Here is a 24,535-nt window from a genome sequence, read left to right as displayed (position 1 = left end):
TAATACTTGGGCTTATTCCATCCATTCAGTATGGAAAACCCCCTCTTTATCAGTACGCTTATAAGTATGAGCACCAAAATAATCACGTTGAGCCTGAATTAAATTAGCGGGCAATACAGCAGAACGATAACTATCATAGTAAGAAATAGCAGCGGAGAACGTGGGAGTTGGGATACCATTTTGCACCCCATAAGAGACGACATCACGCAGCGCTTGCTGATATTCATCAGCAATTTTCTTAAAGTAAGGCGCCAACAACAGGTTAGCAATATCCGCATTTTCGTTATATGCGTCAGTAATTTTTTGCAGGAATTGAGCGCGAATAATACAGCCCGCCCGGAAAATCCCGGCAATTTCACCGTAATTAAGATTCCACTGGTACTCATCAGATGCAGCTTTCAATTGCTGAAAACCCTGGGCATAAGAGACAATTTTACCCAAATAAAGCGCATGGCGGACTTTCTCAATAAATTCGGCCTTCTCGCCTTTAAATGGTTGTGCTTCTGGCCCGCTCAAAATTTTAGCCGCAGCCATTCGCTGATCTTTTAGAGAAGAGATATAACGTGCAAATACTGATTCTGTGATCAACGTCACTGGAATACCTAAATCCAGAGAGCTCTGGCTGGTCCACTTACCCGTGCCTTTATTTGCTGCTTCATCCAAAATCACATCAACCAAATATTGGCCTGCTTCATCTTTCTTACGGAAAATATCAGCAGTGATTTCAATCAAATAGCTACTCAATTCGCCGTTATTCCAGTCAGTGAAAATCTCAGACAGTTCTTCATTACTCAGATTTAGGGCATTCTTCAATAAAGAATAGGCTTCAGCAATAAGCTGCATATCACCGTATTCAATGCCATTGTGAACCATTTTCACATAATGGCCGGCGCCATCCGGTCCAATATAGGCCACACAAGGTTCACCTTCCGCTTTAGCCGCGATCTCTCGCAAAATTGGCGCCACCAATTCATACGCCTCTTTTTGACCGCCAGGCATGATAGATGGACCTTTCAATGCCCCTTCTTCACCACCGGAAACTCCGGTACCGATAAAATTAAAACCCTGAGCAGAAAGCTCTCGATTACGACGGATAGTATCCTGAAAATAGGTATTACCCCCATCAATCAAAATATCACCTTTATCCAGATGTGGAGTCAGTGAAGCAATAGTTTTATCGGTAGCTTCACCAGCCTTAACCATGAGCAGAATACGGCGCGGTTTTTCCAGTGAATCGACAAATTCTTCGATAGTGTAGCTTGGAACTAATTTCTTCCCCGGATTTTCGGCGATCACTTCGTCAGTTTTATCACTTGAACGGTTAAATATAGATACGGAATAACCACGGCTCTCAATATTTAGCGCCAGGTTACGCCCCATCACCGCCATACCGACAACACCAATCTGCTGCTTGGACATGAATAACTCCTGTCTGATGATAATTCTGCACACCAATAATAATTAGTGTGCAATTTGTTAATGTGATCACATGTTAACTCAGGATGCGTCCTAATGGATAGTTATTGGTGCCATCGATGCCGCTACACCTCATTTTTTGGAAAAAACTTCCCAAGATGAAAAATCAACTATTGAAATTTGATGAGTCAATGCCCATTATTCATTATTCGGCATGAGCCGTCATATTAAAAGGTAAAACAAACTGTATGGAATGGATCGCTGATCCGACGATATGGGCTGGACTGGTTACTCTTATCGTTCTAGAAATTGTCCTTGGAATCGACAACTTGGTCTTTATTGCCATTCTGGCAGATAAACTTCCTGAAAAACTAAGAGACAAAGCAAGAATTACAGGTCTGAGTTGCGCATTACTGATGCGTGTCGTACTGCTTTTTAGTCTTTCCTGGCTGATAACGCTAACTCATCCATTAATTACGCTTTGGGAACATCCATTTAGCGCCCGCGATCTGATTATGCTGATAGGCGGTCTTTTCTTACTGTTCAAAGCGACGATGGAGCTCAATGAACGGCTGGAAGGTAAAGATGCCCACTCAGGACAACAGCGCAAAACATCTAAATTTTGGACGGTTGTCGTTCAGATAATTGTCCTTGATGCTGTATTCTCACTAGATTCAGTGGTTACTGCTGTTGGTATGGTAGACAACATCGGTATCATGATCGCGGCAGTCACCATTGCGATGTTCCTGATGATACTGGCAAGTAAGCCGCTGACCACTTTCGTCAATGCTCACCCGACTATCGTTATTCTCTGTCTGAGCTTCTTATTGATGATCGGTTTCAGTCTGGTAGCCGAAGGTTTTGGTTATCACATACCAAAAGGCTACTTGTACGCCGCTATCGGCTTCTCCATTATGATTGAATCCTTAAACCAATTTGCCCAGTTTAACCGCCGCAGATTTCTTACTGCTTCCCGCTCGCTACGTGAAAGAACAGCGGAAGCTGTTTTACGTATCCTGAGTGGTAAGCATGAAAACGCAGAATTGGACAATCATACATCTAATCTAATTTCTGATAATCAGGAAGTGTTTGATCCACAAGAACGTCAAATGATTGCCAGAGTTCTGGGTATGGCGCAGCGTAACGTCAACAGTATCATGACTTCCCGTCACGACGTGGAGTACCTTGATATTCATGCACCAACTGAAAATCTGACGCAAATACTGAGTAAAAGTCCTCATACACGCATTGTGGTAACAGATGAAAATATCAGTGACGAACCATTAGGTGTTGTCCATGTTATTGATTTATTGAATCAACAGCTCAACCAACAGCCTTTTGATTTACACTCGCTGATAAAACAACCGCTGATTTTCCCTGAACAGCTTTCACTACTCCAAGCATTGGAGCAGTTCCGCCAGGCACAAACTCACTTCGCGTTTGTTGTCGATGAATTTGGTTCTGTGGAAGGCGTGGTGACTTTGACCGACGTAATGGAAACTATCGCGGGTAATTTGCCGGTAGATGGCGAAGAAACTGATGCCCGCCATGATATTCAGGCGACTGAAAATGGTGGTTGGATCGCCAACGGTTATATGCCGCTGGATGATTTGATCCTTTATGTTCCTTTGCAACTGGATGAAAAACGTGAATATCAAACCTTGGCAGGTTTATTGATGGAACATTCACAACATATTCCACAACAAGGCGAGCAATTACAGATTGATAATTATCTGTTTGAACCGTTGGAAGTGACCAGTCACCGAATTAATAAGGTAAAAATCACCCCTCTGGCGTCAGAGGAAGAAAATAAAGAATAACTCAGTGTTATTGATCACTAATCATATTTGCCATCACTGAGTTTTTCCTCGGAAACAAAATAAAACCCGGTCAGTTTAAACTGTACCGGGATTTTTTTAGCCTTTGCTATCTATCAATATCATATGAGGAACTATATACGAATACTGTTAATGATTTATCTAACTAAATTAAATAATTTTGTATTCAGAACAAAAAATCCATAGCTTCTCAATTCAACAAACTTCATATACACTTGCCAATTAATAATATTATTCATTAACTCAAAAGGATATTATACCCTATGGATTTCAAGATGCATCGCGGCGGCAAGGGAGTGAATCCCCGGGAGCATAGATAACTATGTGACTGGGGTGAGCGAGTGCAGCCAACAAAGAGGCAACTTGAAAGATGACGGGTATACATGAATATAACCCTCGCTGATGTGGATAAAAACAATTATGAAGATGTCTGTGATCTAACAGTAACCGATGACCAATGTGAATATGTCGCAGATAACGTGTGGTCACTGGTTGAATCAAAATTCAATCCCTCATACCAAACACGTGCAATTTGCTTAGATGGCAAACCTGTCGGATTTTTTATGTGGGTGCCTGAAACCGATCAAAAGACATCAATTTGGCGATTTATGGTGGATCAACAACATCAAAACAAAGGCATTGGACGCCAGGCAATGCTGCTAGCCCTTAATGAAATTAGGCAAACAAATGGATTAAAAGAAATAGAAATCTGTTATAAGCCAAGCAATACTGTAGCGAGCAACTTTTACGCCAGCTTTGGCTTTGTTGAAGTCGGCATGGATGAAAAAAATGGAGAGATGTTAGCAATTATTAAAATTTAACTCACAAGTAGAAATTCACTTTTGTACCGAAATTGACCGCTCAGGCAACGATAAGAATTTATTTAAGTATCTGGTTAAGCATAATAGTCAATTAACCAGAATTGAACGGTCAAATCAGGCATGAGCTAATACAGCTAATGACTGCTACGTTCAACCCAATCGTTAATAGCCTGCTTTACCTTGTCCTCCAACTCATTACGTAGCAGTTGTTCAATATCCAAATTGTATTGCAGATTATCCCAATGACCATAAACTCGCAGTGGTACTTTCATTTTTCGCAGACGGCTAACCAATTCATTATCTTTGCCCCATCCTTGTGTTACCTGTACTTTTAAAGCGACATCAACATTTTGTTTAAGTAGATTAGCCTTACCCTGTCCATCAATATTTAGCAGATCAGATACCGCATGAAGTCGACTGATTTTTATATCACCTCGATTCAGTACCGCTTTAACATCAAGCTTTTTGGCACGGGTAAAGTTATCCATATTATCAGTAATATTCACTTTATCCGTTGCACGAGCAACAGATTGCTGGACTAATTGTGGGATATTTAATCCATACATTTTGGCATTAACTAAACTGAAATTAAGATCACCCTGCCAAATATGCGAAATCGCATAACCATCATATCCTTTACCAGAAAGATCGCCATTCAGATTGAATTTACCACTAAATGCCTGTGGTAAAGAAAATGCTTTGAGTACCGGTTCCAGTTCTATATTCCGCAGCAAAGGTTTTGCGTGTAACTTAAGTTGATTACCCGTTGCATCTAAAAAAACCGGAATAGAGAAATCACCACCAAATAATTTGCCATTCAGAGTAGAAATTTCAGCGACACCACTATTATTTGTCGCTTCCAATATCAGGTTATCGATCTCCATTCCTCGATAAACAAACTTATCCGCATTAATAATCACATTAGCATTAAAATCATTTAGGAACGTGGCGCTATAATCAGTCTGGGCAGAGCTTGAAACAGCGATCACCGGTTTAGCCGAACTATTCTCTACCCGGTAATAACGTTTAACTTCCGCACCTTCTTTAGGAAGCAAATCCCATCCCATCAGATTATCTAAATTCAGTTTTTGGGAAGATAAGTCTATCTGATAATCCGCGTGAGTCCCCAACATGGCTTTTATACTGCCATGCAGTTCACTCTCATTAGCGGTGAAACTCAACATCTGTAAAGAAACGATTTGCGGTTCATCTGCCGTCTCTTTTTGATAAACAGCATGTACTTTTCCTGAACCACTAATTCCCCCCGTAGGTATACCCGCGCCCTGAAGTTGATAATCAAAAGAGTCAATATTACCAGCAACACGGTATGGATAATCAGTAATATCAACATCAGCATTAAGATTAAAAGCCAGTTCTTGCTGATTCTTACTAACTTTGCTACTTAACTCCACGCCGATATGGTTTTGGTTATCCCGCGCCATCAGCAGATTAATATCGCGGACATTTAACTGCTCATGCTCATCACGCTGCCAAATAAGCAAACTATCCACGACTTTAATTCTGGCAATATCAAGCTTCCAACCCTCCCCCTTCGCAACAGAATTGGCCGCACTCCCTTTTGGTGCAATAGGGATATTCTCTTTTTTCTGAGATTGACTCTCTGGGGTTACTCTCAATATCGCCCCTTTCAGCATCACCTCTTTCACAGCAAGTTGATGAGAAAGAAGCGGCCACAACTCCACATCAAGACGCATATTTTCTGCCGTCACTGTTGGCTGAGCCGCTCCTGGGGCCGTTAATGACATACGCCCGGTAATAATGCTCAGTTTTGGCCAGACATGCCAGCGCATACCATCTTGCAGGACGAGTTGGTAGCCACTCTTCTTTTGCACCTGTTTGACCATATAAGCACGAAAGTCATTCGGGTTCACCAACATGACTAATGCTGCCAGACCGGTAATAATCACGACCAGCAAAATAATCAGTGTCGTCAGTAATCTCTTCATGACTTCCTCCGCTTTTTTGTCAAAACAGTCAATGCAACTCAATAGCCGATAAAAATATTAATCTTCATCAATACGGCTACCCACTGCACCCTGTTGGTTTTTATACTTCGCATCTTGACGACGGTTATACGGACGGTCTGCGGAACCAGACAATGGTTCAAAACTCAAAGCACCGATGACCATGCCCGGACGTAACGCCAGAGGCAATTTACCGGAGTTATAGAATTCGAGAACAATCTGACCATGCCAACCCGGATCAATCCGATGTGCCGTCACGTGCACCATCAACCCAAGACGAGCAAGAGAAGAACGGCCATCAAGCCAGCCCACCAAATCGTCCGGCAATGTGACGGATTCCAGCGTAACAGCTAGCGCCAACTCTCCAGGGTGGAGGAAAAAAACCTCATCGTCAGACAGGATAATTTCATCACTCATCACGCGATCAAGCGCAGCGCTGACCTCATCTTTCGGACCACTCAAATCAATATATGCCGCAGTATGACCACAGAAAACACGAAACTGATTCCCAAGGCGCACATCAGCAGTTGCCCCGTTAATACGTTCAATCGGCGGACGTGGAGCAATGACTAATTTACCTTCATCAAGCCATTTAATTATGTCGCGGTCACAGAGTCGCATTATTTCCTCTCAAATACGATGATGCTTATCAATTCAATGCCTGACAAGCAAAGTTTTATTATTCGCAGAACTGACCAATTTTGGCTTTCAATATATCAATCGCGACCCGGTTTTTACCCCCGCGCGGCACAATAATATCTGCATATTGCTTTGATGGTTCAATAAATTGCAAGAACATTGGACGCACAGTTTTATGATATTGCTCAATCACCGAATCCAGAGAACGTCCCCGTTCATGCACATCCCGCTTAATACGACGCATAAGGCAAATATCCAGTGGCGTATCAACAAAAATAGAGAAGTCCATCTCCTGACGCAAGCGTTTATCAGTCAATAACAGAATACCCTCTAGGATAATAACCCTTTTCGGCGCAAAATGAATCGCTTCTGGTTTACGAGTATGGGCAACATAATCGTATTGTGGTAATTCAATTGATTCACCCATTTTCAGCGCTTGCAGGTGAGAAAAGAGCAGATTGTGATCCATTGAGCTTGGATGGTCATAATTAGTCTTATAACGCTCTTCCATTGATAGATTGCTCTGATCTTTATAATAGCAATCCTCTGGTATAATGCCGATATTGTGATCACCAACCTGAGCACGTAATTCACGATAAAGTGTATTAGCGATGAGACTTTTACCTGAGGCAGATGCACCAGAAATTCCTACAATTGTGCACTGATATGCTTCGTCAGCCATAATAGAGATAACCTGATTCTAGAAAAAAATGGGAACAAAGCACTTATGAGTGCTAAGTTTGGCGAGATTATAGGGAGTTAATGGTATCTGTTCCAGTGTAAACAAGATAAGTCTCATTTTTTTCGAAGCGTTTCGCATAAAAACGATGTAACAAGGGAAATCGTAACGAGGGAAATCGGACAAGCATACTTATTCCCCATACAAAATCTCCCCATGCAAAAAGCGGGCAATGAAAACATCCATCGCCCGCTATCATCAATCAAATACCCGCATTAAACGGCACGGAATGAGATTTCTGTTGGTATCTTCTCACCTTGCCAATACATCTGCGCTGAAATATTCGCGGCAATTTCGCGATAAATATCCGTGAATTCACTATCAGGATCACTGATAACCGTTGGCTGACCACGATCCAGATCTTCACGCAGTGAAATATGCAGAGGGATTTGTCCCAATAATTTACAGTGATATTTAACCGCCAATTTTTCTGCCCCACCCGTACCAAAGATAGGCTCCGAATGACCACAGTTGTTGCAAATATGCACACTCATGTTTTCGACAATCCCCAATACAGGCACCTTCACTTTCTGGAACATGACGATACCTTTCATTGCGTCAATTAAGGCAATATCCTGAGGCGTTGTTACCACCAGCGCCCCCGTTACTGGAATGTTTTGCGACAAAGTGAGCTGAATATCACCGGTCCCTGGCGGCATATCGATAACCAGATAATCAAGATCCGGCCATAATGTATCCTGTAACATCTGCATCAATGCTTTACTAGCCATTGGGCCACGCCATACCATTGCATTATCGTCTGTTACTAAATAACCAATAGAGTTAGTAGCAAGGCCATGCGTCATGATCGGCGCCATATGCTGCCCATCCGGAGAAGTCGGGCGCTCTTTGGAAGTTCCCAACATACTCGGAACAGAAGGGCCGTAGATATCTGCATCCAGAATACCGACCTTTGCCCCCTCCTGAGCCAATGCCAGCGCCAAGTTTACGGCGGTGCTGGATTTACCCACCCCGCCTTTACCTGAGCTGACAGCCAAAATATTACGGACGCCATTAATTCCCGGCAGATCATTAGCACGACGTAATGTGCTGATATCATGGATCAATTTCCATGCCACCGATTTTGCGCCAGTTACCGCCTGTAATTTTTCCGTTGTCGCTGTTTTTAATGCTTTAAAGCCGCGTTGCCAGACAAACGGCATCAGTAATTCAATGTGCAAAACACCATCAAGCATCGTACAGTGATGTAAAGCTTTCAGTGTTATCAAATCACGTTCTAGTGTCAGGTGTGTAAAAGTAGCAAGTATTTTTGTTACCTGAGATTTCAGCAGGTCAGGATTGGTCTGCTCGGGGGATTGTGAGTTCATCCCGGCTCCTTTAATGATTATCATTAGCTAAAAACCATCTCTCCATCATAACAGAACCCAATGCGTTCAGATAAGATTGGCGACAAAAACCCGCTTCCCGTTCACTGATTCGATTTTTATCCAACAAAACGCACTAAGATTGAGCCTTACCCTAGCGACAATTTTTTTAATCGGTTAACATCAAACTTCCTTTTTCACTTATTGGAAGTCAGATCCTTACTATGTCTCAAGTCGCAAAAAAATTATTGGTGACGTGCGCGTTGCCATATGCTAACGGTCCAATCCATCTCGGTCACATGCTGGAACATATCCAAGCAGATATTTGGGTCCGTTTTCAGCGAATGCGCGGCAAAGAGGTTCACTTTATCTGTGCCGATGACGCTCATGGAACGCCAATCATGCTGAAAGCTCAGCAAATGGGTACTGCTCCTGAAGAGATGATCGCCACGGTGAACCAAGAGCATCATCAGGATTTTACTGGCTTTTCGGTGAGCTACGATAACTATCACTCTACGCATAGTGAAGAGAACCAAGCGTTCTCAACGAAAATCTATCTCGAACTGAAAAAAAACGGCCATATTAAGAATCGTACTATTTCTCAGTTATACGATCCTGAGAAGAATATGTTTCTGCCGGATCGCTTTGTCAAAGGTAGCTGCCCGAAATGTAAGGCAGAAGATCAGTATGGCGATAATTGTGAAGTTTGCGGTTCGACTTACAGTCCGACTGAACTAATCAGCCCCCGTTCTGCCGTCTCCGGCGCGACGCCAGAAATGCGTGAAACAGAACACTTCTTCTTCGATCTGCCCGCATTCAGTGACATGCTGCAAGCCTGGACCCGTTCCGGCGCATTACAGGAACAAGTTGCCAACAAAATGCAGGAATGGTTTGAATCCGGTTTACAACAGTGGGATATCACCCGTGACGCCCCCTATTTCGGTTTTGAAATTCCTGATGCGCCGGGCAAATATTTCTATGTTTGGCTGGATGCCCCTATTGGGTATATGGGTTCTTTCCAAAACCTGTGTGACAAACGCGGCAATCTAAGCTTTGATGAGTTCTGGGCAAAAGATTCCACTACCGATCTATATCACTTTATCGGTAAAGACATTGTTTATTTCCATAGCCTGTTCTGGCCGGCCATGTTGGAAGGCAGCGGTTACCGTAAGCCAACCAACGTGTTCGTTCACGGCTATGTCACCGTCAACGGTGCGAAGATGTCCAAATCCCGTGGTACTTTTATTAAAGCCAGCACTTACTTGGATCATCTGGATGCAGACTGTTTGCGTTATTACTATGCAGCCAAACTCTCTGCTCGCATTGATGATATCGATCTGAATCTGGAAGATTTTGTTCAACGTGTTAACAGCGATATCGTTAATAAAGTTGTTAACCTGGCCTCCCGTAATGCAGGCTTCATTAATAAACGCTTTAACGGCAAGCTGGCGGATAAACTGGCTGATCCGGCGCTTTACCAACAGTTTATTGATGGGGCAAAGGTGATTGCAGAAGAGTTTAATAACCGCGAATTCAGCAAAGCAATCCGCGGAATCATGGCACTGGCTGATTTGGCAAACCGTTATGTAGATGAGCAAGCGCCGTGGGTGGTGGCAAAAGAAGAAGGCCGTGATGCCGAGCTTCAAGCTATCTGTTCAATGGGCATCAACCTGTTCCGCGTTTTGATGACGTTCCTGAAACCCGTTTTGCCAAATCTGGCAGAACGCGCAGAAGCTTTCTTAAATACAGAACTTACCTGGCATGGTATTGAAGAACCGCTACTGGATCACCAAGTTTCTGCCTTTAAGGCCCTGTTCAATCGCATTGATATGGATAAAGTGGACGCTATGGTCGCGGCATCTAAAGAGAGCATCAACACACCACAAAAAGTCAGCGGTCCACTGGCGGAAGATCCGATTCAGGACACGATCACCTTCGATGATTTTGCCAAAGTTGATATGCGCGTCGCCCTTATTAAACAAGCTGATTTTGTCGAAGGCTCGGATAAGTTGTTGAAACTGATGCTGGATCTAGGTGGCGAAACCCGCCAGGTATTCTCTGGTATCCGCTCCAGTTATCCTGACCCAAAAGCGCTGGAAGGCCGTTTAACCATTATGGTAGCCAATCTGGCGCCACGCAAAATGCGCTTTGGTATTTCGGAAGGGATGGTTATGGCGGCCGGACCTGGTGGAAAAGATATCTTCTTACTCAGCCCTGACAGCGGCGCCCAACCCGGTATGCAAGTGAAATAATAGTCAATTTATTTCATTAATATTTTTACCCACGGGGATCAGTAATGGTCCCCGCTTTTATTTTAATGTGAGCTAATGTGAGCTTTGACACATTCCCAAGGTTAATTGTATGATGAATACCTCACCAGAATTAGGAATTGTGTTATGTCGTTTCGTGAAGTACTGATTATTGGTTGGCAGTACCTGCGAGCATTTATTCTAATTTATTTGTGTTTGCTGGCAGGTAACGCCATTTCTTCCCTATTACCTATCATTATTCCCGGCAGTATTATCGGCATGTTGATACTGTTCGTTTTATTATCTTTCCAACTCATTCCTGTTCATTGGGCAAAACCAAGTTGTAGTCTGTTACTAAAAAATATGACCTTACTGTTTCTGCCTATTGGCGTGGGCGTGATGAATTATTACGACCAACTCAGCCAACAAATAGTTCCAATTGTTTTTTCATGCCTGATCAGTACCGCAATTGTTATGATTATCGTTGCTTACAGTTCCCATTATGTTCATCGTGAACGGCCAATTATGGGTTCCGAGTCAGAAATTAAAAGTGAACAACAGAAACAAGAGAAATAAAAATGTTAAGTCACATTTGGTGGTCGCTGCCATTAACATTAGTTGTATTCTACACCGCAAGAAAACTGTCGCTACGATTCAAAATTCCTATTCTGAACCCCTTATTGGTTTCTATCGCCATCATTATTCCGATATTGCTAATAACCCACACGTCCTATGAACACTATTTTGCCGGCAGCCGAATTTTAAATGATCTACTCCAGCCCGCCGTGGTTGCACTGGCATTTCCTTTATATGAGCAGCTACATCAGATCCGTGCCCAATGGAAGTCCATTATTAGCATCTGTTTTATCGGCACTATTGTCGCTATGGTGACAGGCACTGCTATTGCCTTGTGGATGGGCGCAACTCCTGAAATGGCCGCTTCGATATTACCTAAATCCGTCACAACACCAATAGCAATGGCAGTAGCTGATGCCATTGGCGGTATTCCGGCAATCAGCGCTGCTTGTGTTATTTTCGTCGGCGTTTTCGGTGCAATATTTGGTCATAACCTGTTCGATCTGTTACAGGTAAAAACCAAAGCATCCCGCGGCTTAGCAATGGGAACAGCATCACATGCTTTGGGTACTGCCCGCTGTACAGAAGTTAATTTCGTTGAAGGCGCGTACAGCTCATTGGCATTGATGACCTGCGGTATCATTACTTCACTAACAGCTCCCTTTATATTCCCAGTGTTGTTATACCTATTTAGCTAGTTTAGCTGTTAGGAAATTTGATATTAATCGCTTGATTACTCACTTCAATTACATAAGTCTCATTCATCTATATGACATTAATCACATTACAAATATAACCAGACAACTTAGAATGATCTTAAGTTAATTTGGAGATCACGCTATGCAAGCTCGTTTTCACCCCATCTGGGTACAGTTACCCTCTAAACTACAGGATGCTCTTTTACCTTACGCAGGAAACAATGACTTTCCTGCTATGCTTACTGCTGAGCAAGCTGAATCTATTAAGAAAGCCTGCGGTTTTGACGACAACACCTTGGCTGTCGCCCTATTGCCACTTGCAGCGGCATGCTCCCTGACACCAATCTCACATTTTAATGTTGGCGCCATTGCCCGCGGAAAAAGTGGAAATCTCTATTTTGGCGCGAATATGGAATTTGCTGGCGTACCACTACAACAAACGATTCATGCTGAACAATGTGCGATTACCCACGCTTGGTTATTAGGTGAGAAAAAACTGGCGTCTGTTACTGTGAATTACTCTCCGTGCGGCCATTGCCGCCAATTTATGAATGAACTTAATAGTGGCGCCCAATTAGAGATTCACCTGCCAAAGCAAGTACCTTCAACATTAGGTCATTATCTGCCAGATTCTTTTGGCCCAAACGATCTGGGCATCAAGACGTTGTTGATGGACCCGGTTAATCATGGTTATAAACTAGAAACCACGGATACATTAGTCCTGACTGCATTAGATGCAGCAAACCAGAGCTATGCCCCATACAGTAATTCCTACAGTGGTGCTGCTCTTTTAGGAAAAGATGGAAAAATTTATCCTGGGCGTTATGCAGAAAATGCCGCGTTTAACCCAAGCTTACCCCCATTACAAGCAGCGCTAATTCTGATGAACATTTCTGGTGGTGATTGCCTGGCTATCGACAGAGCTGTGTTGGTTGAGGAAAAAAACTGTGATTTATCCCAACGGAGTGCAACTCAATCCATACTTGCTACGCTCGGTTGCAGCAAATTTGATTACTACACTTTCTGAATCCAGTGGAAAATTCATTTTTCCCTCTATGCAGATAGAGGGTTTTCCGCTATAAAAAACAATTACCGTAACATTTTATTAGCTAACTCTGGATGTTATCTCTCATTTTTACTCATAATACCTCTAATTAAGTAACATTTACTGTACATATTTTTCCTATCTCTTAGGATCTATAGCTAACCTTGTTATCCATTTAGTTCAAAGAGTAAGATTCATGGAACTGGAACACGAAAGTAAACGTCCACTATATATTCCCTATTCTGGCCCAATGCTGTTGGAATTTCCCCTGCTGAATAAAGGCAGCGCTTTTACTGAAGAAGAACGCAGCAACTTTAATCTTTACGGTTTATTACCGGAAGCAGTCGAAACCATCGAAGAACAAGCTGAACGTGCTTATCGACAGTATCTTGATTTCAAAAATGACGCAGATAAACACATTTATCTGCGAAATATTCAGGACACTAACGAAACCCTGTTCTACCGCCTGCTGGATGCACATTTGAACGAAATGATGCCAATCATCTACACGCCAACCGTTGGCGAAGCTTGTGAGCACTTTTCCGATATTTACCGCCGTGCCCGTGGCCTGTTCATCTCATATCCAAACAAAGCACATATTGATGACATGCTGCAAAATGCGACCAAACAAAATGTAAAAGTCATTGTTGTTACCGATGGTGAACGTATCCTTGGTTTGGGCGACCAAGGCATTGGCGGCATGGGTATTCCTATCGGCAAACTCTCCTTGTATACCGCCTGCGGTGGTATCAGCCCAGCTTATACACTGCCAGTCGTGCTGGATGTCGGCACCAACAACCCGCAACGCCTGAATGACCCGTTATACATGGGCTGGCGTCACCCGCGCATCACCGGTGAAGAGTATGATGAATTTGTAGACGAATTTATTCAGGCTGTTAAACGCCGTTGGCCAAACGTGCTGCTGCAATTTGAAGATTTCGCACAAAAAAATGCCATGCCTCTTCTTAATCGTTATCGCCACGAGATTTGTTGCTTTAATGATGATATTCAGGGAACTGCTGCCGTTACGTTAGGTAGCTTAATTGCAGCCAGTCGCGCGGCGGGCCGTCAATTGAAGGATCAAACTGTTACTTTCCTCGGAGCGGGTTCCGCCGGTTGCGGCATTGCAGAACAGATCATCGCCCAGATGAAATCAGAAGGGTTAAGCGAAGAACAGGCTCGTGCCCGTATTTTCATGGTTGACCGCTTCGGTTTATTGACAGACAAACTGCCAAATCTATTGGATTTCCAGAATAAGCTGGTACAGAAAAGCGACTCATTGACTCAATGGGATGTAAACAGCGATGCCATCTCTCTGCTCGATGTTGTCCGTAATGCTAAACCGACGGTATTGATTGGTGTTTCAGGTCAGTCAGGTTTGTTTACAGAAGAGATCATCCGTGAAATGCATAAACACTGTGAACGTCCAATCGTCATGCCATTATCGAACCCAACTTCCCGCGTTGAAGCCCGTCCTGAAGATATCATCAACTGGACGGATGGCGTGGCTCTGGTTGCGACAGGTAGTCCATTCAATCCGGTAAAATACAAAGATCAGGAGTATCCAATCGCCCAATGTAACAATGCCTATATCTTCCCTGGAATTGGTCTGGGCGTCATTGCGTCAGGGGCCAAACTGGTTACTGACGGTATGTTGATGGCAGCAAGCCGGACGCTGGCGGATTGTTCACCTCTAGCCCAACAAGGTCAAGGCCCGTTACTGCCACTTATTGATGATATTCAGGAAGTATCACGCAAAATTGCTAAACAAGTCGCCAAAGAAGCACAAATACAGGGCGTTGCCACTGTTACCTCAGATGGCGCACTGGATGAAGCAATTGAGCGCAACTTCTGGAAACCTGAATATCGCGTGTACAAACGTACTTCATTCTGATTCTTATCGCTAGAAATATGCAAAAAGCCTGTTAGTAAAAGTAAATTAACAGGCTTTTTTCCTAAAGAGAAAACTTGCTTAGAAATTTCAGGTAAAGTAGCCTTTAACAAATTCAGTCATTAATGTGTATAAAAAGGCAAAAGCATGTGGAAGCGCCTGATAACTGGTCTGTTATTCATCACAGGGATGCTGATACTGACAGCTATTGCACTTGACCGCTGGATTAGCTGGAAAACAGCCCCCTATATCTTTGATGATCTTAAACGACTTCCTGAACGCGAAGTGGGTATAGTGCTTGGTACGTCTAAATATTACCTTTCTGGTGCCCCAAATCAGTACTATATGTACCGTATCCAAGGAGCCGTTAACGCTTATAACAGCGACAAAATTAAATATTTATTACTTAGTGGCGATAACGCTCAACAGAGCTACAACGAACCAGTCACCATGCGCAGAGATTTGGTAAAAGCGGGTATTCCTGCTGCAAATATCGTCTTGGATTTTGCGGGTTTCAGAACACTTGATTCGATAGTCAGAACCCGAAAGGTTTTTAACACTAATGATTTTACGATTATCACTCAACGATTTCATTGCGAACGAGCACTGTTTATCGCTATGCATATGGGAATTACCGCCCAATGTTATGCAGTTTCTACACCTAAAAATATGGTTACTGTTCGATTACGTGAAATCATTGCTCGCCTAGGCGCCCTGACTGATCTTTATATTCTGAAACGTGAACCTCGTTTCCTCGGCCCTCTGATCCCCATTCCAGCTCCGCATAAGGTACCAAAAGGCATGACTGATTACCCCGCCGTAACCCCGGAAGAATTACGGGCAACGGACAAAACCCAACTTAAGCAGACCGGGCCAACACCGCCGTCATCTCACGCCACCGCCGTTCTACCGGCCCTTGCGGGTAACGGCGTAACCACCAGCATGAAAACAGAATATTCACCGCCCAAATAGGAAGAATAAATGCAAGTAATTCCAAACGGCTAAATTGACCAAAAAACCCAAGATGATAAAACAACAGAGTGCAAATTAAGGTTTGTAGCAAGTAATTACTCATCGCCATTCGTCCAACCTGACTGAGCCAGTAATTAATTCGCCAGCATGAAATAACCGGCCAGAAACCATATATCAAAGCCATATAACCCAGTGCCTGAAATGGCGTTACCAACTCAGCAAGGATATAACCGACAATACCTGACCAAAAGTAATCCCAATTATGGATATATTGGAACACGACAGAGAATATCTGAACAGCAACGCTGAGTGGTATCAGCAATAGCGCCACATTTCGATAATGGCTTACTAAAAATTCACCTTTTAACCAACCATTACGCACTAATCCCGCACCACATAACATCATACCGATAAGCTGCCAGCCATACTGAACAAACAGCATAACCATCATCAACATGACCTGATTGAAACGCTCTTTTACTGCCAACCATCCACCAGATGTTTTCCAATATGTTTCGTATAACATATGGAATTCAGTCGGCTGCCAAGAAACACCGTCAGATTCGCCGCTGGAAAGAAAGCCGAGAAAAAACAATAACGCTAATCCGATCAGATAAAAAATAGCGCCTTTCATAAATAACCTGCTGCTGGCGCTATTTTGGCTAATCAATTGAAAACTGAAAAAACCAGCCAAACTATAAGAGAGCAAAATATCGCCATCCCAGAATAGGATGCCATGTCCCACTCCAATTAGAGCAAGTATAGTTAATCGAGGGTAATTCCAGATTTTGCCCCTTGGTAATAGTAACTCCAAAGTTGCACCAAATAAGAAGGCCAAAATACACAGGAACTTTCCCTGAACAAAGACACTAAGTACAGACCAGACAATCAAATCAGTTAAAGAAGCAGAACCATTATATGCCGGATTCAAATAAGCGGCGGATGGCAAAGCAAAACCGGAGATATTGAGCAACAATATCCCCAGTATTGCCAGACCACGAATACTATCCAGTGAGTCAATTCTCTGGCAGGCCATTCTTATATCCCGATGTAAAAATTACACATGGCGAGTCGTGCGTAAAAACTCTTGGCGGGTATTTTGACTAGATTTAAACAATCCACCCAGGGAGGTTGTTGTCGTGGTACTGGTTGCATCACGGATACCTCTCGCTTTCACGCAGTAATGGACCGCATCAATCGATACAGCAACATTATTGGTGCCAAGCAGTGTCTGTAATGCAATCAAGATCTGTTGGGTTAGACGCTCCTGTACCTGTGGCCGCTGCGAAAAAAATTGCACAATACGGTTAATCTTAGACAGCCCAATGACTTTATCTTTTGGAATATAGGCAACCGTCGCCTTGCCATCAATGGTGACAAAATGGTGTTCGCAGGTACTGGTTAGTGTGATATCACGCACTGTCACCATTTCATCCACTTTCATCTTATTTTCTATCAATGTGATTTTCGGGAAATTACTGTAGTCCAACCCGGAAAAAATCTCATCGACGTACATTTTCGCAATACGACCGGGGGTTTCTGCCAAACTGTCATCACGCAAATCGAGATTCAACAGTTTCATAATTTCCGTCATATGCTCCTCAATACGCGCTTTACGCACTTCCGGCACCAACGCCTGACCACGCAAAGGCGTTTCAAGACCACGAGCTTCCAGCGCCGAATGCACAAGTTCAGCTTCTTTACTTAAGGATGACATTATTTTCTCCAAAGACATTACTTTTCATCATCTGGCGGGTAGTAAAATGGATGTTCGAGTCATGAAGACCATAACTGAAACAATTCACTACTAACAGGTAACTATTGCACACACTGTAAATGAGCACGTGGTGATTATCCAGTGATTGCTTTTCATAATTATATGAATTTTTTACACACGCCCTTCACTGGTCGGTTTATTTTTGTTACAAACCAATAACCCAGCAATGACCAAAGTAATCAATGCGACATATAACGCAGGCTCCAATCTCCCGGTTATCGCGGTAGAAACCGCTGACAGCATCGGCCCAATAAGCTGCCCGACCGCATATCCGGTGGTTAATAACCCGGCCATATAACGGCTATGTTCTGGTGCTAATTCACGCCCATACTGAAACGCCATTTGTACCACACACATAAAACCACCGCCAACCAACAAAGAGCTTAATGCCAGACCACCGATTCCCGGAATGCTCTCAGCGATGAGAATGCCCACAGCTTGAATCCATAAAGTGATCGCAAGCCGGATTTGCGTTGTCAACATATGACGGGTCAAAATAGCGAAACCGATGCCGATAACTGCGGCGGCGCCAAATATTGGCCAGACAAACTGTGCAAATAAGCTGCCGGGGAAACGATCACTTGCCATTTGCGAAAGAAAAGTCGCAGGTAAAATATAGCCAAACCCCGCCAGGCTGTAACTCCATACCAGCCGCTTAATTGCAGGAGTCAAAGTCAGTTTTTTCACCTCGACTTGTGAACGGTGTAACTCGCCACGACGGGGCAAATGCCGACTAATATAGATACTACAAACCAGCGCCAAAATGCCATATAACAGCCACGCTTCGGAGACGCTCACTTGCCATGCTTGAATACCGATAGCAAGGATACCAGTAACTAATATCCCGACTCCCGGTCCCGCAAATATGGCAGCACCCAACGCAGGACGATTCAATTTAACCAACTGTTCATTGGCCCATGATGTCACCAATACCAATGTCCAGCCGCTCGCCCAACCAATAAAAAAACGGGCGATACTGTGCAATATCGCCCCATACAGTAGCGCAGAGAGCAGAGTAATAATCACCGCTCCCCACAATCCGGTCCAAAGCCGATATTCAATCAAACGGCGCGCCCGCATCGCATCATAGGAGCCGGCCAGATATCCCAGATAGTTAAAAGCCGCAACGATGCCTGCCCCAGTCAGACTAAACTGGCATTCTGCGATCATTAAAGGCACTTGAGGAGTGAAGGCAGTACGCCCAATTCCCATCGCGACGACCAGCGCCAAAAATCCACTCATTGCGATATGAAAAGCGAGGTAGCGGTGACTTTGTTGAGGAGAAATTGAATTGTTCATAGCCATAAAATATTATTTTTTTAATTCATTTTTCATAAGCCGTAACATAAATCAAATACAACATACACTTTTAATTAACAAAGTTCCCAGAAAAACGTAAATTATTTCTGCCCATAAATAAAAAATCAGTAAGAAATTAATTACAGTATCTGGAACGTCAGCGTATATAAATTTTCGTACTCGGCTCCACTTATTTACTTTACCTCTAATAAGTTACCTCTATTAAGATTAAATCGAGTCTTACAACACAACATTAGCTGAATTAGTCAGGCTTCCACACAATATTGTCCACACAATAATGCCAAAATGGTACTAACAAACCTGTCTATAAGAGATATGATTTATCATGTTATGTCCAAATATTAATTAAGGAGCATTTTTATGTATAAAGCATTTCAAGGTAAGACAGCCATTGTAACCGGTGGTGGAACCGGTATAGGACGGGCTATCAGTATTATGCTGGCAAAACAAGGCGCTGCTGTCGCAGTGATCTATTCACAAAGTGAACTTGAAGCGCAGGAAACAACAGAAACCATTATCAAGGATGGGGGGCAAGCTATCGCGATAAAAGCGGATGTTGCCGACGAATCGGCTGTGCAGGCAATGATAAACACCGTCGTGGAAAAATTTAGCGGGATCGACTATCTGGTAAATAACGCGGCGACAACCAGACAACTTCAATTTGAAGATCTTGATGCCATATCTAGCGATATTTGGGATACCATTATTGATGTTAATGTGAAAGGCACATTTTATTGTTGCCGATATGCGGCACCTTATCTTAAAGCAAGAACGGGGAGTGCTATTGTGAATGTCGGTAGTATCGCCGGCGAAACGGGCTTAGGTTCTTGTATCCCCTATGCCGCTTCCAAATCAGCGGTTCACGGACTGACAAAATCCTTAGCTCGGGCACTGGCTCCATCGGTCAGGGTTAACTGCGTAGCGCCAGGCGCCGTTGAAACAAGATGGTGGAAAGGGAGAGAAGAGAAAATGCATACGCTTTGCACTTATTTGCCCTTAGAAAGAATTTCAACACCAGAAGATGTTGCAGAAATAACCTTAATGTTGTTAAAAGCAGAATCGATGACAGGACAAATCATAACAGTTGACAGTGGTCAAACCTTATAATCTCTTGCCCGCTTTCTAACCTGGCTATGACAACAGCATATCCTCTGACGCCAGGTTAATCGTCATGTTCTACGTACTTATCACATGTTGCGGCATTTTGGATAACCGACACCAATATCGCCGCGTTTATGGAACATACGATCAAAATCAAATATCACTCACACCTATGATGATCTCTGCCATAATGCCATTAATAAAAAACGTTATCTGGGAGCATCACTTATGGATCACTGTCATACCTCTGGATTGATCTCTTTACAGCAGGCGTTGGAAAAACTTCTGACACAAGTTACACCACTGACTGACACAGAAACCGTCAACCTCCCGCAAGCATCAGGACGCATCACTGCAACAAATATTATTTCTCCTATCAATGTGCCCCCTTTTGCTAACTCAGCAATGGATGGTTATGCCTTACGCCATGCGGATTTAAATGGTCATAAACCACTGCCTCTGGCAGGAAAAGCACTGGCAGGCGCCCCCTTTCAAGGAGAATGGCCGATTGCAACTTGCATCCGCATTATGACTGGCGCACCGATTCCCACAAGTGCTGATGCGGTCATTATGCAGGAACACGCAGAAGTTACTGATAATGGCATCGTTTTCACTCAGCCCGCCAAACAAGGTCAGAATATCCGTCTGGCCGGCGAAGATATTACTAAAGGTGCGGTGGTACTACCGGCTGGCAGTAAATTATCCACCGCTCAGTTACCCCTGATTGCATCTTTAGGCATCACCGACGTTGAAGTGGTTCGCAAATTGAAAGTCGCCATTTTCTCGACGGGTGATGAACTACAAGCTATCGGTCAACCGCTTAAAGAAGGACAAATTTATGATACCAACCGTTTTGCCATTCGCCTGATGCTGGAGAAGCTGGATTGCGACGTTATTGATTTAGGGGTTATTGCAGACAATCCCCAAGCCTTACGCCATATTTTCGCACAAGCAGATCAAAAAGCTGATTTAGTCATCAGCAGTGGCGGCGTTTCTGTGGGTGAAGCAGACTACACCAAGCAGATACTGGATGAATTAGGCGAAATCAGTTTCTGGAAACTGGCCATTAAACCGGGTAAACCTTTCGCTTTTGGCAAACTAAAAAACTCTTGGTTCTGTGGTCTGCCCGGTAATCCAGTTTCAGCCGTTCTCACTTTCTATCAATTAGTTCAACCTCTAATCGCGCGTCTATCCGGTTTTACGGCATGGCAACCCCCTATGCGTATGCGTGCCAAGGTCACTACGCCATTGAAAAAGACACCGGGAAGAATGGATTTTCAACGGGGTATTGCTTCAGTGAATGAACAAGGTGAACTAGAAGTTCGTACGACAGGGCATCAAGGCTCTCATATATTTAGTTCATTCAGTCAGGGGAACTGTTTCATTGTTCTGGAACGTGAGCGTGGGCGGGTAGAAGTTGGTGAAAATGTTGAAATCGAATTGTTCAATCACTTACTGAAAAATGAATAATGACCATTGAACTCACAGACACAGAAATCCTACGTTATAACCGTCAGATTGTTCTACGTGGGTTTGATTTTGACGGTCAGGAAAAATTGAAATCTTCGACGATCCTGATAGTCGGTGCGGGTGGTTTAGGTTGCGCGGCATCTCAGTACCTGACCGCAGCAGGTGTCGGAACAATAACATTACTGGATTTTGATACCGTTTCTCTCTCGAACCTGCAACGGCAGATCCTACATCGGGATGAACATATCGGCATGGCTAAGGTGCATTCAGCCCAATTAACGCTCCGGGCAATAAACCCACATGTCACGATTAAAACCGTTAATGGATTACTGGAAGATCAAGCGCTAGATGAACTTATCAGCCAGAATGATGTTGTCTTGGATTGTACTGATAATGTGGCAATCCGCGAACAACTGAACCGCTTGTGCCTGGCAAGGAAAACACCTCTGGTTTCCGGCGCAGCTATTCGCATGGAAGGGCAACTAACTACATTTACTTATCAGCCAAATGCCCCCTGCTACCGTTGCCTGAGCAGACTGTTTGGCGAAAACAATTTAACATGTGTAGAAACGGGAGTGATGGCGCCATTAGTCGGTACCATCGGTACATTGCAAGCAATGGAAACCATCAAACTCCTTACTGGATACGGCAAAGTCAATAGCGGCAAGGTTTTATTGTTTGATGCAATGACGATGCAATTTCGTGATATTAAATTATCCAAAGATCCCAATTGCGAAGTGTGCAACAGTTAATCTATCTACCGATAGAAATAACAAACAATAGAAATAACAAACAATAGAAATAACACGCCCCGGTTATCTCAACCCGGGCGATTTATCTCATTAAGATTATTACTCAACAATTCCCTGACTTCTCAGATACTCATCATAAGTACCTTTGAAATCAATGACCTTATTAGATTTAATTTCCATAACTCGGCTTGCCAATGAGCTAACAAATTCCCGATCATGAGAAACAAATATCAAAGTACCTTTATACAATTCAAGCGCAAGGTTCAGGGATTCAATGGATTCCATATCCAAGTGGTTTGTTGGTTCATCCATTACCAGAATATTTGGCTGTTGCATCATCAACTTACCAAATAACATCCGTCCTTTTTCACCACCCGATAACACTTTGACTTTTTTCTTAATGTCATCCTGGCTGAACAACAAACGTCCTAATACGCTACGAACAGCCTGTTCATCGTCCCCTTCTCTCTTCCATTGGCTCATCCAGTCAAAAACCGTCAGATCGCAGTCAAAATCACTGGCATGATCCTGAGCATAGTAACCAATGCTACTATTTTCAGACCATTTAACCATGCCGCTATTTGGCTCTGTTTCACCAACCAATGTTTTCAGGAAGGTCGTTTTACCGATACCGTTAGCACCGATAACCGCTATTTTCTCGCCAACTTCCAGCAAAAGATTGAGATTCTTAAACAGAGGACCATTGTCATAGCCTTTAGTCAAACCTTCCAATTCCAAAGCATTTCGGAACAATTTCTTATCTTGCTCAAAACGGATATAGGGATTCTGACGGCTGGATGCTTTGACTTCTTCCAACTGGATTTTATCAATCTGACGAGCGCGGGAAGTCGCCTGTTTTGATTTAGAAGCATTAGCGCTAAAACGGCTGACAAAAGACTGTAATTCCGCAATCTGCGCTTTCTTCTTCGCATTATCCGCTACCAGACGCTCACGGGCCTGAGTGGCGGCAACCATATATTCATCATAATTACCGGGGAACAGACGTAATTCACCATAATCAAGATCGGCCATATGAGTACAAACTGTATTCAGGAAGTGACGATCATGGGAAATAATGATCATGGTGCTATTCCGTTCATTCAGTATTTGCTCTAACCAACGAATCGTATCGATATCCAGGTTGTTCGTCGGTTCATCCAATAACAGAACATCAGGATTAGAAAACAGTGCCTGAGCCAGCAATACACGCAATTTCCAGCCTGGCGCCACTTCGCTCATCAAACCGTAATGCTGTTCTACTGGAATACCAACGCCTAGCAACAACTCTCCGGCACGTGCTTCGGCGCTATAACCATCCATCTCGCCATACGCGACTTCCAGATCCGCAACGCGATAGCCATCCTCTTCGCTCATTTCCGCCATCGCATAGATGCGGTCACGCTCCTGCTTTACCTGCCACAGTTCCGTGTGCCCCATAATCACGGTATCCAACACCGTGTACTCTTCAAAAGCAAACTGATCCTGACGCAGTTTACCAATACGTTCATTGGGATCGGTGCTGACATTACCGGCAGTGGGTGTCAGATCACCACCCAGGATTTTCATAAAAGTGGATTTACCAGAACCATTAGCGCCAATCAGACCATAACGGTTACCGTTGCCAAACTTGACAGAAATGTTTTCAAACAGGGGCTTACTGCCAAATTGCATGGTGATGTTGTTTGTACTTAACACTGCATTCGCTCTTACATTTAGAAACAAAAAGGGAAATCGGAAAAATCAATAGCGGCGCATTATGCCACAACAAGGTTAAGAGATCGCGGGAAGTTTTGAGCGTTATTCGAGCTAATTAAAGATACATACATGGGGCTACGTTGTCATGTCAGAGAGACATAATATATGTAGCACAATGTAATTCGCATCAGCATTCAGTTATAAGAGATGAATGATGATAGAAATA

Annotated in this window: 20 protein-coding genes; 11 read left to right on the top strand and 9 right to left on the bottom strand. The window is 43.5% G+C overall.

The window, feature by feature from the left end:
• Positions 1 to 12: 12 nt before the first annotated feature.
• Positions 13 to 1,419, bottom strand: a complete 1,407-nt coding sequence (gndA, locus tag BA1DRAFT_RS08485; RefSeq protein WP_036777932.1) for an NADP-dependent phosphogluconate dehydrogenase — start codon at positions 1,417 to 1,419, stop codon at positions 13 to 15.
• A 245-nt stretch (positions 1,420 to 1,664) separates the two neighbouring features.
• Between gndA and BA1DRAFT_RS08480 the strand changes: the two genes are divergently transcribed.
• Entirely contained in the window at positions 1,665 to 3,236 is a 1,572-nt protein-coding gene (locus BA1DRAFT_RS08480) for a TerC family protein (protein ID WP_036777931.1), read from the top strand.
• A 401-nt stretch (positions 3,237 to 3,637) separates the two neighbouring features.
• Complete coding sequence (locus tag BA1DRAFT_RS08475; RefSeq protein WP_036777928.1) at positions 3,638 to 4,075, top strand: GNAT family N-acetyltransferase; 438 nt, start codon at positions 3,638 to 3,640, stop codon at positions 4,073 to 4,075.
• A gap of 134 nt (positions 4,076 to 4,209) precedes the next feature.
• Here BA1DRAFT_RS08475 and asmA read toward each other — a convergent pair whose 3' ends face one another.
• The 4 genes from asmA to apbC all read right to left on the bottom strand — a co-directional run bounded on the left by asmA (position 4,210) and on the right by apbC (position 8,766).
• On the bottom strand, positions 4,210 to 6,042 hold the full coding sequence (asmA, locus tag BA1DRAFT_RS08470) for an outer membrane assembly protein AsmA (protein WP_036777927.1): 1,833 nt from the start codon (positions 6,040 to 6,042) through the stop codon (positions 4,210 to 4,212).
• Positions 6,043 to 6,099: 57 nt separating this feature from the next.
• Positions 6,100 to 6,681 (bottom strand): dCTP deaminase, encoded by a 582-nt coding sequence (dcd, locus tag BA1DRAFT_RS08465; protein WP_036777925.1) that lies wholly within the window; start codon positions 6,679 to 6,681, stop codon positions 6,100 to 6,102.
• A gap of 58 nt (positions 6,682 to 6,739) precedes the next feature.
• Positions 6,740 to 7,381, bottom strand: a complete 642-nt coding sequence (gene udk / locus BA1DRAFT_RS08460; RefSeq protein ID WP_036777923.1) for a uridine kinase — start codon at positions 7,379 to 7,381, stop codon at positions 6,740 to 6,742.
• A 272-nt stretch (positions 7,382 to 7,653) separates the two neighbouring features.
• Positions 7,654 to 8,766 carry an iron-sulfur cluster carrier protein ApbC gene (gene apbC, locus BA1DRAFT_RS08455; protein WP_036777922.1) on the bottom strand — a complete coding sequence of 371 codons (1,113 nt, stop codon included), beginning with the start codon at positions 8,764 to 8,766 and terminating at the stop codon, positions 7,654 to 7,656.
• Between the two features lie 221 nt (positions 8,767 to 8,987).
• Between apbC and metG the strand changes: the two genes are divergently transcribed.
• The 6 genes from metG to sanA all read left to right on the top strand — a co-directional run bounded on the left by metG (position 8,988) and on the right by sanA (position 16,194).
• Positions 8,988 to 11,015 carry a methionine--tRNA ligase gene (metG, locus tag BA1DRAFT_RS08450; RefSeq protein ID WP_036777921.1) on the top strand — a complete coding sequence of 676 codons (2,028 nt, stop codon included), beginning with the start codon at positions 8,988 to 8,990 and terminating at the stop codon, positions 11,013 to 11,015.
• A 144-nt stretch (positions 11,016 to 11,159) separates the two neighbouring features.
• Entirely contained in the window at positions 11,160 to 11,588 is a 429-nt protein-coding gene (locus BA1DRAFT_RS08445) for a CidA/LrgA family protein (protein ID WP_036777919.1), read from the top strand.
• Positions 11,589 to 11,590: 2 nt separating this feature from the next.
• Positions 11,591 to 12,286, top strand: a complete 696-nt coding sequence (locus BA1DRAFT_RS08440) for a CidB/LrgB family autolysis modulator (RefSeq protein WP_036777916.1) — start codon at positions 11,591 to 11,593, stop codon at positions 12,284 to 12,286.
• Between the two features lie 142 nt (positions 12,287 to 12,428).
• Entirely contained in the window at positions 12,429 to 13,313 is an 885-nt protein-coding gene (gene cdd / locus BA1DRAFT_RS08435; protein ID WP_036777915.1) for a cytidine deaminase, read from the top strand.
• Positions 13,314 to 13,527: 214 nt separating this feature from the next.
• Positions 13,528 to 15,225, top strand: a complete 1,698-nt coding sequence (locus BA1DRAFT_RS08430; protein ID WP_036777913.1) for an NAD-dependent malic enzyme — start codon at positions 13,528 to 13,530, stop codon at positions 15,223 to 15,225.
• A 144-nt stretch (positions 15,226 to 15,369) separates the two neighbouring features.
• Positions 15,370 to 16,194, top strand: coding sequence for an outer membrane permeability protein SanA (gene sanA / locus BA1DRAFT_RS21870; protein WP_046393928.1), 825 nt, complete (start codon positions 15,370 to 15,372; stop codon positions 16,192 to 16,194).
• Here sanA and yeiB read toward each other — a convergent pair.
• The 3 genes from yeiB to BA1DRAFT_RS08415 form a co-directional block, all read right to left on the bottom strand.
• Positions 16,082 to 17,230 carry a DUF418 domain-containing protein YeiB gene (gene yeiB, locus BA1DRAFT_RS08425; RefSeq protein ID WP_036777912.1) on the bottom strand — a complete coding sequence of 383 codons (1,149 nt, stop codon included), beginning with the start codon at positions 17,228 to 17,230 and terminating at the stop codon, positions 16,082 to 16,084. The genes sanA and yeiB overlap by 113 nt on opposite strands.
• 21 nt (positions 17,231 to 17,251) lie before the next feature.
• Positions 17,252 to 17,911: a GTP cyclohydrolase I FolE gene (folE, locus tag BA1DRAFT_RS08420; RefSeq protein ID WP_036777911.1), complete on the bottom strand. Its 660-nt coding sequence runs from the start codon at positions 17,909 to 17,911 to the stop codon at positions 17,252 to 17,254.
• A gap of 171 nt (positions 17,912 to 18,082) precedes the next feature.
• Positions 18,083 to 19,270, bottom strand: a complete 1,188-nt coding sequence (locus BA1DRAFT_RS08415) for a YbfB/YjiJ family MFS transporter (RefSeq protein ID WP_036777948.1) — start codon at positions 19,268 to 19,270, stop codon at positions 18,083 to 18,085.
• Between the two features lie 381 nt (positions 19,271 to 19,651).
• On the opposite strand from BA1DRAFT_RS08415, the gene BA1DRAFT_RS08410 reads away from it, so the two are divergent.
• From BA1DRAFT_RS08410 to moeB, 3 genes are all read left to right on the top strand, one after another.
• Positions 19,652 to 20,398, top strand: coding sequence for an SDR family NAD(P)-dependent oxidoreductase (locus BA1DRAFT_RS08410; protein WP_036777910.1), 747 nt, complete (start codon positions 19,652 to 19,654; stop codon positions 20,396 to 20,398).
• Positions 20,399 to 20,620: 222 nt separating this feature from the next.
• Positions 20,621 to 21,862, top strand: a complete 1,242-nt coding sequence (moeA, locus tag BA1DRAFT_RS08405; protein ID WP_036777908.1) for a molybdopterin molybdotransferase MoeA — start codon at positions 20,621 to 20,623, stop codon at positions 21,860 to 21,862.
• Positions 21,862 to 22,614 (top strand): molybdopterin-synthase adenylyltransferase MoeB, encoded by a 753-nt coding sequence (gene moeB, locus BA1DRAFT_RS08400; protein ID WP_036777907.1) that lies wholly within the window; start codon positions 21,862 to 21,864, stop codon positions 22,612 to 22,614. Before moeA ends, moeB begins: the two co-directional genes overlap by 1 nt.
• A gap of 99 nt (positions 22,615 to 22,713) precedes the next feature.
• On the opposite strand, the gene BA1DRAFT_RS08395 is transcribed toward moeB, so the two are convergent.
• Positions 22,714 to 24,309, bottom strand: coding sequence for an ABC-F family ATPase (locus BA1DRAFT_RS08395; protein ID WP_036777906.1), 1,596 nt, complete (start codon positions 24,307 to 24,309; stop codon positions 22,714 to 22,716).
• Between the last annotated feature and the right edge of the window lie 226 nt (positions 24,310 to 24,535).

This window comes from Photorhabdus aegyptia, assembly GCF_000612035.1.
Lineage (GTDB): Bacteria > Pseudomonadota > Gammaproteobacteria > Enterobacterales > Enterobacteriaceae > Photorhabdus > Photorhabdus akhurstii.
Note: the sequence above shows the minus strand (reverse complement) of the source record. Positions and strands in the feature narration are given on the sequence as shown.

Excerpts from the sequence above, each read along its gene's own strand:
- gndA (WP_036777932.1), bottom strand. The coding sequence starts at position 1,419 with ATGTCCAAGCAGCAGATTGGTGTTGTCGGTATGGCGGTGATGGGGCGT.
- BA1DRAFT_RS08480 (WP_036777931.1), top strand. The coding sequence starts at position 1,665 with ATGGAATGGATCGCTGATCCGACGATATGGGCTGGACTGGTTACTCTT.
- BA1DRAFT_RS08475 (WP_036777928.1), top strand. The coding sequence starts at position 3,638 with ATGAATATAACCCTCGCTGATGTGGATAAAAACAATTATGAAGATGTC.
- asmA (WP_036777927.1), bottom strand. The coding sequence starts at position 6,042 with ATGAAGAGATTACTGACGACACTGATTATTTTGCTGGTCGTGATTATT.
- dcd (WP_036777925.1), bottom strand. The coding sequence starts at position 6,681 with ATGCGACTCTGTGACCGCGACATAATTAAATGGCTTGATGAAGGTAAA.
- udk (WP_036777923.1), bottom strand. The coding sequence starts at position 7,381 with ATGGCTGACGAAGCATATCAGTGCACAATTGTAGGAATTTCTGGTGCA.
- apbC (WP_036777922.1), bottom strand. The coding sequence starts at position 8,766 with ATGAACTCACAATCCCCCGAGCAGACCAATCCTGACCTGCTGAAATCT.
- metG (WP_036777921.1), top strand. The coding sequence starts at position 8,988 with ATGTCTCAAGTCGCAAAAAAATTATTGGTGACGTGCGCGTTGCCATAT.
- BA1DRAFT_RS08445 (WP_036777919.1), top strand. The coding sequence starts at position 11,160 with ATGTCGTTTCGTGAAGTACTGATTATTGGTTGGCAGTACCTGCGAGCA.
- BA1DRAFT_RS08440 (WP_036777916.1), top strand. The coding sequence starts at position 11,591 with ATGTTAAGTCACATTTGGTGGTCGCTGCCATTAACATTAGTTGTATTC.
- cdd (WP_036777915.1), top strand. The coding sequence starts at position 12,429 with ATGCAAGCTCGTTTTCACCCCATCTGGGTACAGTTACCCTCTAAACTA.
- BA1DRAFT_RS08430 (WP_036777913.1), top strand. The coding sequence starts at position 13,528 with ATGGAACTGGAACACGAAAGTAAACGTCCACTATATATTCCCTATTCT.
- sanA (WP_046393928.1), top strand. The coding sequence starts at position 15,370 with ATGTGGAAGCGCCTGATAACTGGTCTGTTATTCATCACAGGGATGCTG.
- yeiB (WP_036777912.1), bottom strand. The coding sequence starts at position 17,230 with ATGGCCTGCCAGAGAATTGACTCACTGGATAGTATTCGTGGTCTGGCA.
- folE (WP_036777911.1), bottom strand. The coding sequence starts at position 17,911 with ATGTCATCCTTAAGTAAAGAAGCTGAACTTGTGCATTCGGCGCTGGAA.
- BA1DRAFT_RS08415 (WP_036777948.1), bottom strand. The coding sequence starts at position 19,270 with ATGAACAATTCAATTTCTCCTCAACAAAGTCACCGCTACCTCGCTTTT.
- BA1DRAFT_RS08410 (WP_036777910.1), top strand. The coding sequence starts at position 19,652 with ATGTATAAAGCATTTCAAGGTAAGACAGCCATTGTAACCGGTGGTGGA.
- moeA (WP_036777908.1), top strand. The coding sequence starts at position 20,621 with ATGGATCACTGTCATACCTCTGGATTGATCTCTTTACAGCAGGCGTTG.
- moeB (WP_036777907.1), top strand. The coding sequence starts at position 21,862 with ATGACCATTGAACTCACAGACACAGAAATCCTACGTTATAACCGTCAG.